The sequence below is a fragment of the Nonomuraea turcica genome (assembly GCF_030718205.1).
Taxonomy (GTDB): domain Bacteria; phylum Actinomycetota; class Actinomycetes; order Streptosporangiales; family Streptosporangiaceae; genus Nonomuraea.
This window is the reverse complement of the sequence record NZ_JAUZQF010000007.1, coordinates 56,083-72,433: the sequence shown is the minus strand read 5'-3', so window position 1 is coordinate 72,433 and position 16,351 is coordinate 56,083. Positions and strand designations below refer to the sequence as shown.

Annotated in this window: 8 protein-coding genes; all 8 read left to right on the top strand. The window is 69.9% G+C overall.

From position 1 onward, the window contains the following. Positions 1-23 precede the first annotated feature (23 nt). The 8 genes from Q9G87_RS19385 to Q9G87_RS19350 all read left to right on the top strand — a co-directional run bounded on the left by Q9G87_RS19385 (position 24) and on the right by Q9G87_RS19350 (position 16,192). Positions 24-1,580, top strand: a complete 1,557-nt coding sequence (locus Q9G87_RS19385) for an ABC transporter substrate-binding protein (RefSeq protein ID WP_305917792.1) — start codon at positions 24-26, stop codon at positions 1,578-1,580. Positions 1,581-1,610: 30 nt separating this feature from the next. Beyond that, positions 1,611-2,543, top strand: a complete 933-nt coding sequence (locus Q9G87_RS19380; protein ID WP_305917791.1) for a dihydrodipicolinate synthase family protein — start codon at positions 1,611-1,613, stop codon at positions 2,541-2,543. Further along, the gene (locus Q9G87_RS19375) at positions 2,543-4,000 is read left to right on the top strand and encodes a sulfatase-like hydrolase/transferase (RefSeq protein WP_305917790.1); all 1,458 of its coding nucleotides are present in this window, start codon (positions 2,543-2,545) and stop codon (positions 3,998-4,000) included. Before Q9G87_RS19380 ends, Q9G87_RS19375 begins: the two co-directional genes overlap by 1 nt. A gap of 105 nt (positions 4,001-4,105) precedes the next feature. Then, positions 4,106-6,058 carry a sialidase family protein gene (locus Q9G87_RS19370; RefSeq protein WP_305917789.1) on the top strand — a complete coding sequence of 651 codons (1,953 nt, stop codon included), beginning with the start codon at positions 4,106-4,108 and terminating at the stop codon, positions 6,056-6,058. Positions 6,059-6,110: 52 nt separating this feature from the next. Continuing rightward, positions 6,111-8,108, top strand: a complete 1,998-nt coding sequence (locus tag Q9G87_RS19365) for a sialidase family protein (RefSeq protein WP_305917788.1) — start codon at positions 6,111-6,113, stop codon at positions 8,106-8,108. Beyond that, positions 8,098-11,844: a glycosyl hydrolase gene (locus Q9G87_RS19360; protein ID WP_305917787.1), complete on the top strand. Its 3,747-nt coding sequence runs from the start codon at positions 8,098-8,100 to the stop codon at positions 11,842-11,844. The genes Q9G87_RS19365 and Q9G87_RS19360 overlap by 11 nt, the downstream gene beginning before the upstream one ends. A 16-nt stretch (positions 11,845-11,860) precedes the next feature. Then, positions 11,861-14,035, top strand: a complete 2,175-nt coding sequence (locus Q9G87_RS19355) for a DUF6351 family protein (RefSeq protein WP_305917786.1) — start codon at positions 11,861-11,863, stop codon at positions 14,033-14,035. 45 nt (positions 14,036-14,080) lie between these two features. Then, positions 14,081-16,192: a sialate O-acetylesterase gene (locus tag Q9G87_RS19350; RefSeq protein ID WP_305917785.1), complete on the top strand. Its 2,112-nt coding sequence runs from the start codon at positions 14,081-14,083 to the stop codon at positions 16,190-16,192. Positions 16,193-16,351 lie beyond the last annotated feature (159 nt).

The following is a 16,351-nucleotide window of genomic DNA, read 5'->3' as shown; positions in this document are numbered from 1 at the left end:
ACTCCACCTCAGAGGGCACCACCATGAGCATTTCTCCGCGACAGTCCCGCCTCATTTCCCGCCGCGCGCTACTACAGTCCGGCCTGGCGGTCACCGGCGCGCTCGCCGCCGCGCCGCTGCTGGGCGCCTGCGGTTCCGGCGGCGATGCCGGCACCAGCGGTGGCGCCGGCGCCGGCAAGCTCACGCTCGGTACGACGAAGATCATGCAGTTCGACCCGTACCTCACCAACACCGACATCCACATCCATGCCTTCTACACGTACCTGGTCGACTACCCGACCGACGGCACGTACAAGGCCATTCCCGCCGGCGCCGAGAAGTGGGAGTTCGCCGCCGACCACGCGTCGGTCACCCTCACCCTGCGGGAGGCGAAATTCCACTCCGGTGCGGCGGTCAGCGCAGCGGATGTCGTCGCCGGTATCAAGCGGGCGCAGAACCCCGATACCGCATTCACCCTCGCGCAGCCGTCCGCGTTCATCGGCTCGGCGACCGCGGTCGACGATCGCACCGTACGCGTCGACTTCAAGGCGCCCACCCCGGAGGCGCTCGTCATCGACTGGATGTTCGCGTTCCCGCTGATTCCGGCGGACAAGAACTCTCCGAAGCAGCTGGAACACGAGCCCGCCGGCTCCGGGCCGTTCCGGCTCGGGGAGTTCCAGCGCAACCAGCGCCTGACGCTGACGAAGAACCCCGACTTCTACGATGCGGGCAAGCCATACCTCAACGAAGTCGAGTACCGGTTCTTCACCGACGAGGACGCGTTGGTGGCGGCGCTCGAGTCGGGGTCCGTCGACGGCGCCGCATACATCGGGTTCCGGCACTCCGAGCGGCTGAAGGATCGGTTCACCCTGGTGAAGGGCAGCGGCCGGATGACCCTGTTCTTCATGAACGCCACCATCCCGCCGTTCGACAACAAGCTGCTGCGGCAGGCGCTGGCGCGGGCCATCGACCGCGAGCGGATCATCAAGCAGGTCAACTTCGGCATCGGCGACCCCATCTACACGGCGTTCATGCCGCCGTCGCCCGCGTTCGACCCGGCGTACCTCGACTCGCACGGGTTCGACCTGGACGCCGCGGCCGCGATGCTGGAGCAGTCCGGCGGCGCGCGCAAGGCCACCGCGGGCGTGGCCTCAGGAAGCCCCTCCGTGGAGGTGTTGCAGATCATCCAGGCGGACCTGAAGAAGATCGGGTTCGAGTTGGAGATCGCCCCGCAGGAGGAGGCCGCGTACCTCGAGGCGCTGTTCGCCAGCAAACTGCAGTGCACCGTCGCCGCGCAGCCGAACAACCTGCAGAGCCCGTCGCTGATCGCCCGGGGCCGGCAGATGCTGCCGGGCAAGGAGAACACGACGTTCCGCGAGAAGGTGCCGCCCGCGTACGTCGAGGCGGTGGCCGCGGCCGGCTCCGCGATCACGCCGGAGGACCAGAAGGCCGCGTACGCGGCGCTGAACAAGGTCCTCGCCGAGGAGTCCTGGGCGATCGGGATCTCCACCCAGCCGTCGCTGTTCGCGCTCGACAAGCGCATCACTGGCCTGGCCACCGATCCCCGCGACTTCGTCACCCTCATCAACACGAAGGCCTGACCGGCCCGCCGGCCAATCGAAGGGAACCGCATGACCCGCTTGGGCTACTGCACCGACGGACCGGACATGGCGCTGCTCACCGCCGTGTTCACCCCGTTCGACGAGGCTGGCGGACTCGCCCTCGACATCGTCGCGAAGCAGGCGGACGCGCTGGTCGCGTGGGGGTCGCCGGCGGCGTTCGTCGGCGGCACCGCCGGCGAAGGAGCGTCCATGTCCACCGCCGAGCGGATGGCGCTGGCCGAGCGGTGGTGCGAGGTCGCGGCCGGCCGGCTGGACGTCCTCGTCCATGTGGGACACGCGAGCGTCACCGAGGCCGGCCGGCTGGCGGCGCACGCGGAATCGCTGGGGGTGAAGGCGATCTCCGCGGTCCCCCCGTACTTCCATCGTCCCAACACAGTGGTTGCGCTGGTCGATGCCTGCGCGGCCATCGCGGACGCCGCCCCGACGCTGCCGTTCACCTACTACCACATCCCCTCGGCGACCGGAGTGAACCTGCGTGCCAGCGACGTTCTGCTGGCCGCGCGGGAGAGGATCCCGACCTTCGCCGGGGTCAAGTTCGCCCACAACGACATGGTCGACCTGCAACGCTGCCTGCACCTGGCGGGGGAGGAACAGGAGATCTACGTCGGCGTGGCCAACCTGGCGCTCGCCGCCTGGCAGTGGGGGGCACGAGCCGCCATCGGGTCGGTGTACAACTTCGCCGGCCCGCTGTTCCGTCAGATGCTCGACCATGCCGCCGGAGGAGACCTGGCGGCCGCGCAACGGCTCCAACTCCAGGCGCAGCAGGTCATCGAAATCGCCGGGCGGTACGGTGGCGAGCTGGCCGGCTTCAAAGCGCTCGGCTCCTTGTTCGCCGTCGACTGCGGACCATGCCGCCAGCCGCTGGTGTCGCCCGGTTCGCATGAGCTGGCCGGGTTGCGCGCCGAGGTGACCCGGCTCGGATTCGGCGACGAGATCCACTGATGCCCAATGTTCTGGTCATCCAGGCCGACCAGTTCCGGGCGGACTGCCTCGGCGTCGCCGGCAACCCGGACGTGCGTACCCCCAACCTGGACCGGCTGGCCGCCGACGGCGTCCGATACAGCAACGCGTTCTGCCCGTTCCCGGTCTGCACCCCATCCCGGTACTCGCTGCTGTCCGGCCTGCACGTGCGCCAGCATGGTGGTTGGACGAATCGTTGCACTCTCGCGCCCGGCATCGACACGTTCCCGCGGGCGTTACGCCGGGCCGGGTACCGGACGGCGGCGGTCGGCAAGATGCACTTCACGCCGACCTACCTTGACGTCGGCTACGACCGCATGGAGCTCGCCGAGCAGGACGGGCCCGGCCGGTACGACGACGACTACCACCGGGAGCTGGCCGCGGCCGGGCTGGCGCCGGTGACCGACCTCGTCGACCAGGAGCAGGAATTCCGCGCGCAGGCATCCCGGTCGTACTGGGAGACCTTCGGCAGCGGAAGGTCGAACCTGCCGGAACAGTGGCACTCCACCACCTGGATCGGCGAACGGGCGCGGACCGTGCTGGCCGGCTGGTCCGGCGGCACCGGTCAGTTGCTGCACGTGTCGTTCATCAAGCCGCATCACCCGTTCGACCCGCCCGCGGGCTGGGACGACCTGTACGACCCGGCGACGCTGACCCCGTTACCGGGCTGGACGGACACGATTCCGGAAGGCGACCGCCGCCACCGACGGGAGTACTTCGACTACGAATCGCTGACGCGGCCGCTGCTGCAACGGGTCATGGCGCTCTACTACGCCACCATCACGCAGCTGGACCACCAGGTGGGCCTGATGCTCGACCTGCTGCGGGAGCGCGGGCTCTACGACGACACCCTCATCATCTTCACCGCCGACCACGGAGAGTACCTCGGCTTCCACCACCTGCTCCTCAAGGACGGGCCGATGTACGACCCTGTGGTGAAGGTGCCGCTGCTGGTCAAGTTTCCGGGCGGGCGGCGGCCCGGCGATGTCGCCGACGCGCTTGTCTCGCTGGTCGACGTCGCCCCGACGATCCTGGCGAGCTGCGGCGTGCAGCCGGCGTCACCGCTGCCCGGTCGTGACCTGGCCGACCCGGTGGCCGGGCACGACTGTGTCTTCGCCGAGACCCGCCGCCGGCTGGGCGCCGGGGGCATGGCCCGCACCGAGCGGTACAAGCTGCTGTGGTCCGAGACGGCCGGAGAGTCCTTCTTCGACCTGGCCGCCGACCCGCACGAGCTGACTGACCTCCTCGACGACCCCGCGTACGGTGATGCGCTCGGGCAGATGCGCGAGGCCGTGACGCGATGGGCGCTCTACGACGCGACCCCACCCACCTATCTGGACCTCAGCGCCCCGCACCGCGGAATCACCACCGAGGACGACCGTGCCGCGCGGCACGAGCTGTTCGCGTCCGCGGTCGCCAAGCACCGCACCGACTCGTGACCCCCCATGAGGAGAGGAACGACGATCGTGACAACTCATCGCAGACTCCGACACCGGGTATCGAGGTTAGCCGCTTTAGCCGGCGCGGCGGCGGTGGTGATGCCGATGACGGCAGCACCCGTCGCGGCCGACGTCATCGAGACGACGGCCGACCCATTCCGGGCGAAGACAATGGTGGTGTTCTCCGACCCGAACGTGCCGACCGGGTGTCACCGGATTCCGGCGATCGTCCGCGCGGTGGACGGGTCGTTGCTGGCCTTCGCCGAGCACCGGCTCAACAGCTGCGCCGACAAGTCCAACATCGAGACGGTGGTCAGGCGGCTGCCGCCCGGTGCCACACGGTGGCTGCCGGAGCAGACGGTCGTGCGGGGCGAGCCTGACAATCCCCAGGCGCCGGCGACCCGCGGCAACGCCGCGCCGGTGGTGTACCGGCACCTGCCGGGCGCTCCGGCGGCCGGCGCCCCGGACGGCCGGATCGTGCTGCTGGGCACGCACAACCCGGTGGACCCGGCCACTCCCGGCCAGAGCCACGGGGGTGCCCCACGTACCCCGTACATGGTGTACAGCGACGACAACGGGGTGACCTGGAGCCAGCCACGCACCCTGGAGGAGCTGGACGACCCGGCCTGGGGTCACTACGCGACAGGTCCGGTGCACGCCATCCAGCTCACTCGCGGCGCCCACGCCGGGCGGCTGGTGGCAGGCGTCAACTATGTCCCCCCGGGCGTCCGCGGTGCCATGCTCGTCTACAGCGATGACGGCGGCGTGATCTGGCAGCGGGGCGCGCGGGTGGACTATCCGCTGGGCCGGCAACTGATCCCGCAGGAGATGAGCCTGGTTGAACAAGCCAACGGTGACATTTTCGTGTGGGCCAGGCAGAACTGGAGCGGCGGCACCGACGAGGAAGAGGCCGACCCGGACATCCGCCCGCACCGGGCGTACGCCATCAGCAAGGACGGCGGCCAGACATACGACAGTGGCTTCACGCTGCTGCGCGGATTCGAGGCACCGCCAGTCCAGTCGGCGGCATTGCGGCTGCGGGCCACCGACGAAGGGGACCGGTACAACCGGATCCTCACGTCCGCGGCATCGGTGAACGTGGACCCGCGGAGCCGGATGACCATCCGCTCGACGTTCGACGAGGGGCTCAGCTGGCAGACCGTCGACACCCCCGCCCGCTCGAGCGACGAAGGCGTCCAGGTGTGGGGCGACAACAACCGCGACATCTCCGTCGAGGACTGCGCCTGCTACGGCGGTTACTCGGACATGGTGGAACTACCCAACGGCCATGTCGGGCTGCTCTACGAACGGACCAGGTCCGGTTGCTGGTCCACCCGGACCTGCGCCGGGACCACCGACTACCGTGCGGAGATCGCGTTCGTCGTACTCGACGACCGCGACCTGCACACCCCGTCCACCACTCCGGACGTGCCGGGCCGGTCGGCGCTGGTGTTCGAGGGTGTCACGACCACCCGCGGCGTGTACGGCCAGGCGCTGGCCTTCGATGGGCAGCGGGGTCGGGTGCAGTTGCCGTACCGGACCGCGCCGGTGCTGGGTTCGGGCGATTTCACCGTGTCGACCTGGGTCAGGCACGACGACGATTCCAAGGACCAGGTCATCGTCTCGGCGTACGGCCAGGACGGCGAGGCGAAGGTGTGGTTGCGGGCCGAGCCGGGCAGTGACCGTATCCGTGGCATGGTGAACGCCGCCGGCGGATCGGTGGCCGTCATGTCCGCCGGCGCTTACGCCGACGGCGCGTGGCATCACGTGGCGCTGCGCAGGCAGGGCGACACGGTCACCCTGTTCGTCGACGGTGCACAGGCCGGGGTCGCGTCCGGGGCCGGCGGTGCCGTCACCGGCGACGACCCCGCACCGATATACCTCGGACAGGGCCTCGACGGGGCGAACCGGTTCCACGGCAGCATGGACGAGTTCCGAATCTACGACCGTGCGCTGAGCACCGCCGAGCTGACCCGGCTGCGCACCGGCGACACCAACGGCATTCACGGCCGCACCGCACACCTGCCGATGGACGCCGTCATCCCACCCGGCGCCTGATCCTCCTTCTCCACCAGAACCCTCATCGCCATGAGAAAGAGGAGCGGCGACCGTGATCACTCATCGCAAACCCAAGCACCGGGCAGTGCTGCTCGCCCTCGGGCTCAGCGTGGCGGCGGCACTGACACCTGTCCAAGCTGCTGCGGCGGCGGTCGACCCGTTCGAGTCGAAGACCACCGTGCTGTTCTCCAGCCCGAACGTGCCCTCCGGGTGCTACCGGATTCCGTCGATCGTCCTGGCGGTGGACGGCTCGCTGCTGGCCTTCGCCGAGCACCGGTTCCACACGTGTGCGGACAAATCCAACATCGAGACGGTTGTCCGCCGTCTGCCCGCCGGCGCCACCGAATGGCAGCCGGCGCAGACCGTGGTGCGCGGCGAACCAGGGGACCCAGTGGCGCCGGCGACCCGCGGCAATCCCGGCCCGGTGGTGTACCGGCAGCTGCCGGGTGCTCCGGCGGTCGACGCGCCGGACGGCCGCATCGTGCTGCTGGGAACACACAACCCGGTGGATCCGGCCAAACCCGGGACCAACCACCGGACCGCGCCGCGGACCCCGTACGTCCTGCACAGCGACGACAACGGACTGACGTGGGCTGCTCCACGCCCGCTGCCCGAGCTGGACGATCCGTCCTGGGGCCACTACGCGACCGGCCCGGTGCACGCCATCCAGCTCACCCGCGGCGCGCACGTCGGCCGGCTGATCGCGGGCGTCAACTACAACTCCGGCGAGGGGGCCGGCGCGATGCTGGTCTACAGCGATGACGCCGGCGTCACCTGGCACCGGGGTGCCAACGCTTTCTACGGCATGGACCGCCAGCTGATCCCGCAGGAACTCAGCCTGGTGGAGCTCGTCAACGGCGACATCATGGTGTGGGCCAGGCAGAACTGGACCGGTGGCACGCCCGAGGAGGAGGCCGACTCGAACGTCCGCCCACACCGGGCGGTGGCGATCAGCAAGGACGGCGGGGCGACGTACCACAGCGACTTCACGCTGCGGCCCGGGTTCGAGGCACCGCACATCCAGTCCTCGTCGTTGCGGCTGGTGGCCACCGACGAAGGTGACGCATACAACCGGATCCTCACCATGGCGCCGTCGGTGAACACGGAGCCGAGGATCAGGCCGACCATCCGCTCGTCGTTCGACGAAGGGCTGAGCTGGCAGTCCGTCGACACCCCGCTCGACTCGACCGACGAGGGCGTCCAGGTGTACGGAACCAATGACCGCAGCGCCACAGTGGAGGAATGCGCCTGTTACGGCGGCTACGCCGACATGGTGGAACTGCCGGGCGGTGATGTCGGGCTGCTCTATGAGCGCGGCGCCACCGACTACCGCTCGGAGATCGCCTTCGTCCGGCTCAACGACCGCGACCTGCACACCCCGTCCACTACTCCGGACGTGCCGGGCGGGTCGGCGCTGGTGTTCGACGGCGTCACCACCACCGCGGGCCGGTACGGCCGGGCGTTCAGCTTCGACGGGGAACGCGGCCGGGCGCAGCTGCCCTTCCGGACCGCGTCGGTCCTGGGTACGGGTGACTTCACCGTGTCGACGTGGATCAAGTACGGCGACACCAGCAAGGACCAGGCACTGTTCTGGGCGTACGGCATCAACGGCGAACCCGAGGTGCGACTGAGCGCCGAACCCGGCGACAACCGGATCCGTGGCACGGTGACCACCGCCACGGGGTCGGCCGGCGTCACCTCCGCCGGCGCGTACGCCGATGACGCCTGGCACCACGTCGTGCTGCGTCGCCAAGCGGACACCGTCGCGTTGTTCGTGGACGGTGTCCAGGTCAGCGCCGCGTCCGGTGCCGCCGGGGCGGTCAGCGGCGACGATCCCACGCCCATCTACCTGGGGCAGCGGCTGGACGGGGCGAACCGGTTCCACGGCAGCATGGACGAGTTCCGTGTCTACGACCGCGCGCTGAGCACCGACGAGGTGTCCTTGCTGCACACCAGCAACACCAACGGCGTCCCCGGCCTCACAGCTCACCTGCCGATGAACGCCCTCGTGCCGGCCGGCGAGCAGATCGGAGACGGTGATGTCCGGTGAGCGTCGCCGCCGCGTAGTCGCTGTTGCGCTCCTCGCGGCGGCGCTCGCCGGCATCCCGCTCGCCATCGCACCGACTGCCCCGCCTCCCTCGCACGCCGCGTCGGCGTCGGCGGCGCTCGCCGGATCCGTGCCGAGGTTGACCGCCGGGACATTCGCCGATCCACCCTCGACGGCGCGTCCGAAGTATCGCTGGTGGATGCCGATGGCCTTCACAGAGGACGAGCAGCTACGCGCTGAGCTCGCCGACATCAAGGCCGTCGGCGCCGGCGGCGCGGAGGTCGCCACGACCACCGCCACCGGTCCGAAGGCCTTCGACCCCGAGTTCCTGGCGGAGTACGGCTGGGGCTCGCCGCGCTGGGCACAGAAGGTCCAGAGCATGCTGGAGACCGCCGGCCGGCTCGATCTGGCCCTGGACTTCACCATCAGTCCACGATGGCCGGCGATCGTCCCCACGGTGACCGATGTCAACGATCCACGGGCGTCGCAACAGTTGGTGTTCTCGCACGCCTTCGTCAAGGGCGGTACGAGATACGGCGGCGCCCTGCCGGCCAACTACAGCCCGCAACCCCCGGGCGGTGCGCGGCGCACCCCGATCGCCGTGCTGCTCGCCCAGTGCGCGGACGCGGCCTGCGACCGCCAGGGCAGCGGTCCACGGATGCTCCATCGCGACAGCGTGCGGGACCTCACCGACAGCGTCGGCGACGACGGCACGCTGAGCCTCGACGTGCCGGGCGACGCCGGGGACACTTATGTGCTGATCGGCTTCTTCCAGACCGGCGACGGCCAGCTTCGCAACAACTTCACCACGACCAGACCGAACTACGTCCTCGACCACCTCAGCGAACAGGGAGTCCGGGCGACGACGCAGTTCTACGACTCGTCGATTCTCACCCCGCCGGTGCGGGAGGCGCTCGACGCCGTCGGCAGTGTCGACCTCTTCGAGGACTCGCTCGAACTCGGGACCTCGCAGAAGTGGACGTGGGACTTCGCCGACCAGTGGGAGCGGCGGCGGGGCTACTCACCGATCTCCGTACTTCCGGCGCTCACCGACGCCGGATCCGCGGGCCTCACTGCGGCACCGTTCTTCGACTTCATCGACGGGAGCGGCGCGCGCATCCGGACCGACTACCGGCAGACCTGGAACGACCTGTACATCGACTCCCGGCTCGTGCCGTTGCGCCAATGGGCGAACGAACGCGGCATGGCGCTGCGGAGCCAGCCGTACGGCGGACCCATCGACACGCCGCAGGCGGCTACCCATGTCGACGTACCCGAGGGCGAGTCGCTGGTGTTCTACGACAACATCGAGCCCTACCGGCTAGTGTCGGTCGGCGCGCATCTGAACGGCACCCCGCTCGTGTCGAGCGAGTGTTGCGCGGCGCGTGAGAGCGTCTGGGCGACGACCGCCGGAGGCCGGCAGAACTCGGCCAACCTGCGCTCGGTGTACCGCGGATACGCGGGTGGAGTGACCCAGGTGGTGTGGCACGGCTACCCGTACCTGACCAAGGGGGAGGGCACAGCCGACCAGGCGGTGTGGCCTGGCATGTCGTATGGGGGCAACACCTCCTTCTCCGAGGCATGGGGCGCCAAGGGCGGGCCCAACTGGCCGGACTACCGGGCGATCAACGACCACCTCGCCCGGCTGCAATTGGTGCTTCGGCAGGGGAAGCCGACCTTCGACGTGGCCCTCTACCTACAGGACTTCGGCCTGCGATCGCCGGCCACCACGCTCACCGGACCGAAGACTCTCCTGGAGAGCGACTCGCCGCTGGCAGAACGTGGCTACACGTACGAGTACCTCAGTCCGGCGCACCTGCGGATGCCTTCGGCGAAGGTGTCGGACGGGCGGCTGTTCCCATCGGCCGGCGCATACCAGGCGATCGTCCTCCCGAACCAGAAGACGATGGCGGTCGACACCGCGCGCCGGTTGCTCGACCTGGCACGCGACGGACTGCCGGTCGTCTTCGTCGGTGAGCTGCCCTCGGCGACTCCGGGCTTCCACGACGCGGCGGCGCAGGATACCGAGCTGCGTCGGCTGATCGCCCAGTTGGCCGCGCGGCCCGGCGTGCACCGGGTCGCCGACCTCGCGGCCGTGCCGGACCTGCTCGCCCGGCTCGGGATAGCGCCGGCCGCCGCGCACGCGACGCCGTCCGCCGACGTGTTGAGTGTCCGCCGCTCCGACGCGACCACCGACTACTACTACCTGTTCAACCAGCGGTCGTGGGCGACCGAACAGCGGCTGACGCTCACCGGCGAAGGACGACCGTACAAGCTGGATACCTGGACCGGCGAGATCACTCCCCTCACCGACTATCGGCAGACACCGCACGGCGTGGAGGTCAACGTCGCCCTGGAGGCATCCGATACCGCGGTCATCGCGCTGTCGACCCGCCACGACGAGACGTTCCGGTGGTCGGCCCCGGTCGAACACGGTCCGACCGTCGCCCGCAATACCGGGTTGGGTCCTGTGCTACTCGACGATTGGACTCTCCAGGTGGAGAGCTGGACACGGGGTGAATCAGGGCTGCCCGGTGACACGGCCAAGACCACTCTTCCGGCCGTTGAACCGGTCGCCGGTGAGCGTGGAGCGCTGCCGCCGTGGTCGGCGATCACGCCGGCGAACGGCTACGACGTCGACCTCGGCGACGTGTCCGGGGTCGGGACGTACACCTCGACGTTCACCCTCGACGAGGCGTGGGACGGGGTCCGCACGGCATACCTGGATCTGGGAACCGCCGTCGACACGGTCACCGTGACGCTGAACGGGACCCGCATCCCGGCGCGGAGCCCGCAGGATCTCCGGCACATCGAGGTGGGCCGCCATCTGCGGGCCGGTGACAACACCTTGACGGTGCGCGTCGCGTCGACCCTCGTCAACGCGGTCCGGGTCGCACCCGGCACCGGGGCGGCCGGTCGGCCACGCCAGGATTACGGGTTGCTGGGGCCGGTACGCCTGACACCACGCGAGGCCCGGCAGCCGACCCTGGCGGTGGAGGCCCTCGAGCGGGAACTGCCGCTGGCCGCCGGCGGCACCAACCAGGCACGCGTCCGTATCGCCAACAACTCGCCCAGACCGGTGTCGGTCTCGGTCGACGTGACGACCGACGACGGAGTCGAGGCGACGGTGGACCGGCCGCCCCTGCGTATACCCGGACGGTCATCGGCGACGGCGCTGGTACGCCTGAGCGGTCAGCGCGAGTCCGGCTCGTCAACCCTCGTCATCGACGCGGTGGCGGCGAACGGGGCAAGAGGGCAGGCGCACGTCACCCTGCGGCACTCCCGCAACCTGGCGGTCAACACGACGGGTAGCCCGTACCCGCGCGTCTGGGCGTCGAGTTACCAGTACCAGCATCCGCCTTCGTTCCTGACGGACGGTTCTGCGTCGACGTACTGGGTGTCCGGCGGTCATACGCCCGGGCAGGCGCCGACACCGGAGACTCCGGAGTTCATCGGCGTCGACCTCGGACTGGCCACGGTGGTGCGTGCGGTGGGGTTGAGCGGCCGGGACAACTGGGCCCCGCGATCGTACGACGTGCAGACGTCTGTGGACGGCGAACGGTGGACGACCGTGCTGTCGGTCACGGACGACGACGCCAGGAACGCAGCGGCCACCAGGGCCGTCACGCCGACACGGGCGCGCCACGTACGGCTGCGCATCACCGAAGGCCGTTACCCCACCCAGCCGGGTCACAACACACAGCTGGCCGAGTTCGCTGTCTACTCCGCCGACGCCTGAGAAACGGAGGCACGCAATGCGCCCTGTCACTGGATACCGTTCGCCGCGATCCGTACTCGCCGCGGTCTTAGCCGTGGTCGCCGTCACCGCGTCCACGGTCCTCGCGCCCTACGCCGCACCGGCAGCGGCGGCCGGCAGCGACAGGCTGCGACTGGTGGCGTTGTCGGCCAGGCCCGAACTGGTGACGGCGGGCGACGTGCTCGTCACCGCGGCGGTGCCGCGCGGCAAGCCGTTGGACGCGGTCCGGTTCACGCTCAACGGCGCCGACATCACCGGCTCCTTCCGTGCGGACGCGAACGCGCACGCTTTCACCGGCCTGGTCGATCGGCTGCGGCCCGGACGCAACCACCTTGTCGCGACCGCGGGGCCGCTGCGCGACCAGCTCGTCTTGACGAACCATCCGGCCAGCGGGCCGGTGATCAGCGGTCCGCACGAAACGCCGTACGTCTGCACCACGGACCGGTTCCGCCTGGTCGACGGCGGCACGCTCGGCGACCCTCTCGACGCCGACTGCTCCGTGGCCACCCGGGTCGACTACGCCTACCGGTCGACCAGCGGAAAGACCCTGCCACTGCCGGATCCGGCGGCCAGACCCGACGACCTCGCCTGGACGACGACCCTCACCGGCCAGACGGTCCCGTTCCTCATCCGGATCGAGACCGGCACGGTCAACCGGTCGATCTACCAGATGTCCATGCTGCACGACCCGGCGACGGAAGAACCCGCCTTCCACCGGCGCAGCCCCGGCTGGAACGACCGGCTCATCTACACCTTCGGCGGCGGCTGCCGGCGCGGCTGGTACACCCAGGGCACGAACACCGGCGGTGTACTGGACCCGCAGATGCTCGGCCGCGGCTACGCGGTCGCGTCGGCGTCGCTGAACGTCTTCGGCAACAACTGCAACGACCTGCTCGCGGCAGAGACCATGATGATGGTCAAGGAACGGTTCGTCGAGCGCTACGGCGATCCGCTGTTCACCATCGGCTGGGGTTCTTCTGGAGGTTCCTACCAGGGACACCAGATCGCGGACAACTACCCGGGTCTGCTGGACGGCATCGTGGTCGGGCAGTCGTTCCCCGACGTCACGTCCGCGACGAACTTCACGCTGTTCGACTCCCGGTTGCTCGAGCACTATTTCACCGAGGTCGCGCCGGACACGTTCAGCCAGGAGCAGCAGCGCCAGGTCGCCGGCTTCCGGCGGTGGGAGAGCATCCGCAACCTCAGCGACGGGGCGAAGCGGCTGGACCCGGTCGCCGAATTCCCCACGGTGTTGCCCGCGGAGCTGCGCTACCACCCGCAGACCAACCCCCGTGGAGCGCGCGGGGACGTCTACGACCACACCGTGAACGTCTACGGACGCGATCCGGCCACCGGGTTCGCCCGGCGGGCCCTGGACAACGTGGGGGTGCAGTACGGGCTGGCCGCGCTGAACTCGGGCGCGATCACCACACAGCAGTTCCTCGACCTCAACCAGGGCATCGGGGGACTGGACATCGACGCCAAGCCGACGGCGCAGCGCACCGCGGCGGACCCGATCGCGAGGGACGCCGCCCACCGCACCGGGCGCATTCTCTTCGGCGGGGCCGGCCTGGCCGGCACGCCGATCATCGACTACCGGTCGTACTCCGATGACGCCGCGAACGGCGACATCCACATGATGACGCACGGTTACGCCACCCGGGCGCGGCTGGAGGCGGCGAACGGCGACGCGGACAACCAGGTCTTCCTCGTGGAGGACAGCCGTTTCGGCGGGTTCAGCCTCACCAGTCCAACCCTGCGGTACGCCCTGACGAGCATGGAGGAGTGGCTGTCCGCGATCGTGGGCGATGACTCGCGGTTGCCCGCGCACCAAAAGGTGGTGCGGAACAAGCCGGGTGATCTCACCGACGCCTGCTGGAGCCGCGACGCCGAGCCTCGCAAGATCGTTCAACGGCTCACCGCGGACAACGCCGGAGAGTGCGGACAGCTGTTCCCCGCCTACCCCACTCCACGACTGATAGCCGGCGCTCCGCTGACCGACGACGTGGTGACCTGCCACCGCAAGGCCGTCGACTGGAGCGACTACCGGGCGACCTTCAGCCCGGCCGAGCGCCGTCAGCTGTTGGAGATCTTCCCCTCAGGCGTGTGCGACTGGACCAAGCCCGGAGTCGGGCAGCGGCCGTTGCGCGATACCTGGCAGGCGTTCAACTGATCTCATGGAGGACTGCCCATGCCCCGACATCGGTTCCATACCCGCTTGTTAGTCTCCGGATGCGCTGCCCTGGCATTCGGCGCGGCAACCCTCTCCGCCCCCGGCATCGCGGCCGCCGCACCAGCCGCCACCGACGCCTATTCGACGTCCTGCGACGCCGAGGCCGCGAGCTACCGGCTGGTGCGCGTGCTCGACCTGCCCACCGCCGCGAACTGGCGGGACACTACCCCTCCGTACACACTCGACGACACCGCCGGCGTCGCCGGCGGTTTCGACCGGGTCGGCTACTGCCTGGAGCTCACCACGGAAGCGGGCACGAGGTGGGTGTGGACCTCGATGGAGGCGCTGAGCGGCGACCCCGACGCCGTGGGCCTGCCGACCCGCATGGAGCAGTCGCGGCACCAGTTCGTCGACGACCTGACGGTCGTCTCCAACGTGCCCGGCGTACAGGAGGTCGACGGCGGCTCGGGCTGGGTCGAGATGTGGCCCAACCAGTACGACGGAACGGGTTCGGGGCAGATACCGGGAGCGTCCGAGACCGCCCGCGATGCCGACGACGCGGTCCTGTGGGCGAACGGATACGGCTCGTTCCAGGTACACGCGTTCGCCGACGCGGCAAACGCCCGCGGTCCGCGGTCAGCGGACGCCGCCACCGCGACTCCGGTGCTGGCCGTCAACGCCTTCACCACCGCCGGACCGCAGACGATGGACGTCGGCATCGGCGCCGGCCCGGATGAGAACCCCGACTGGACGTCCGCCGCGAACGCCGGCGATTACACCGCCCGGCGGCTCACCTTCTACGCCCGGCCCTCGCTGGCCCGGGTGGACACCGCCCCCGTTTCGCGGCAGGTCGTCTCTCGCCCGGGCCGGACGGCCACCAGCGTGTCTGTGCCGGTCAGCGGGGTGGCACTGGACCCTGACGTCACCGCGGTCGAGCTGCGGATCACCCGCGACGGCCGGCGGACGACCAGACGGGCAGCCGTGTCACCTGCGGCACCGCGGTTCTCGTTGACCCTCTCGCTGCCTGTGGCGCTGACGTCGACCGACCTGGAACTCATCGCGCACACCTCCGACGGCGGCAGCCGCCGCATCGGACGCGCGCTCGACGTCGTCGCCGGTGACGTCATCGTCGTGCAGGGGCAGTCGAACGCGCAGGCCGGCCAGCAGGCTAACTCGACGTCGTCGGAGGAGGACCGGTCCCGGTGGGTACGTACCTTCGGCACGTCCAACAACAACACCCCGCGGCTGGCCGCCGCGATGGGCGGCTGGACCTACGCCATGGGCGACAACGTCCAGCGGGTCGCGGCGATCGGCCAGTGGGCGGTCCGGATGGGACAGCTGATGTCGGCCGAGCTCGGCATCCCGATCGCCATCGTCAACGGTGCCCGTGGTGGCCAGCCGATCAGCTACTTCGCCCGCAACGACGGCGACCCCACCGACGGCGCGACCAGCTACGGGATGCTGTTGCAACGGCTCGCCCGGGCCGGCCTGACCGGGCCGGACGCCATCGACGTCATGCTGTGGTACCAGGGTGAGGCTGACCGCGACAAGGCTGAGGTACACGTCGCCGGCTTCACCGAGCTGGTCGCGGACTGGCGCCAGGACTACGGCGCCGACTTGCCGGTATACGTTCACCAGGTCCGGAGCTCCCCATGCGACCAAACCATCCCGGTGGCGCTGCGTGACGCCCAACGGCGGCTGCCGGACACCATCGACAACCTGCGGGCGGTGTCGACGACCGGCCTCAACGGCCACGACGGTTGCCACTTCCACTACATCGACGGCTATCGCACCCTAGGTGAGCACAACGCGGCCATGCTCCTCGACGACCTGTACCGCCCGGGGGCCCCGAAGGTGGCGCCGCCCAACCCCAGAGCGGCTCACCGGGTCGACGGCAACCCGAACCAGCTGGCGGTGGCACTCCGCTCCCCGGCCGGCCCGCTGACCGTCGAGGACGGCGCCGCCGCGGACTTCCTGGTGCCGGGCACCGTCGTGGAATCCGTACGCTGGCAACGCGGCCGTGGTCTGGTGCTGACGCTGGACCGGCCGGTACCTGCCGACGCCACCGTGGCCTACATCGCCCACCGTCGCGCCGGCCCCCGCGTCGTCGACGCCCTCGGCATGGGGCTGCTTGCCTTCCAGATCCCCGTCGAATAGCCACATGACCGTCATCGTGCCGGGCACCACGTGCGGTGCCCGGCGCGCGTCTGGCCCTCTGCCCGCACCGCCGCCCGGCAGGCTCGACCGCCCAGCCGGTCATCTCCCGGCACCACTCCAATAAGCGATGTCACTGTGACGACAGATAGGCAGCCTCGG

Excerpts from the sequence above, each read along its gene's own strand:
- Q9G87_RS19385 (WP_305917792.1), top strand. The coding sequence starts at position 24 with ATGAGCATTTCTCCGCGACAGTCCCGCCTCATTTCCCGCCGCGCGCTA.
- Q9G87_RS19380 (WP_305917791.1), top strand. The coding sequence starts at position 1,611 with ATGACCCGCTTGGGCTACTGCACCGACGGACCGGACATGGCGCTGCTC.
- Q9G87_RS19375 (WP_305917790.1), top strand. The coding sequence starts at position 2,543 with ATGCCCAATGTTCTGGTCATCCAGGCCGACCAGTTCCGGGCGGACTGC.
- Q9G87_RS19370 (WP_305917789.1), top strand. The coding sequence starts at position 4,106 with ATGACGGCAGCACCCGTCGCGGCCGACGTCATCGAGACGACGGCCGAC.
- Q9G87_RS19360 (WP_305917787.1), top strand. The coding sequence starts at position 8,098 with ATGTCCGGTGAGCGTCGCCGCCGCGTAGTCGCTGTTGCGCTCCTCGCG.
- Q9G87_RS19355 (WP_305917786.1), top strand. The coding sequence starts at position 11,861 with ATGCGCCCTGTCACTGGATACCGTTCGCCGCGATCCGTACTCGCCGCG.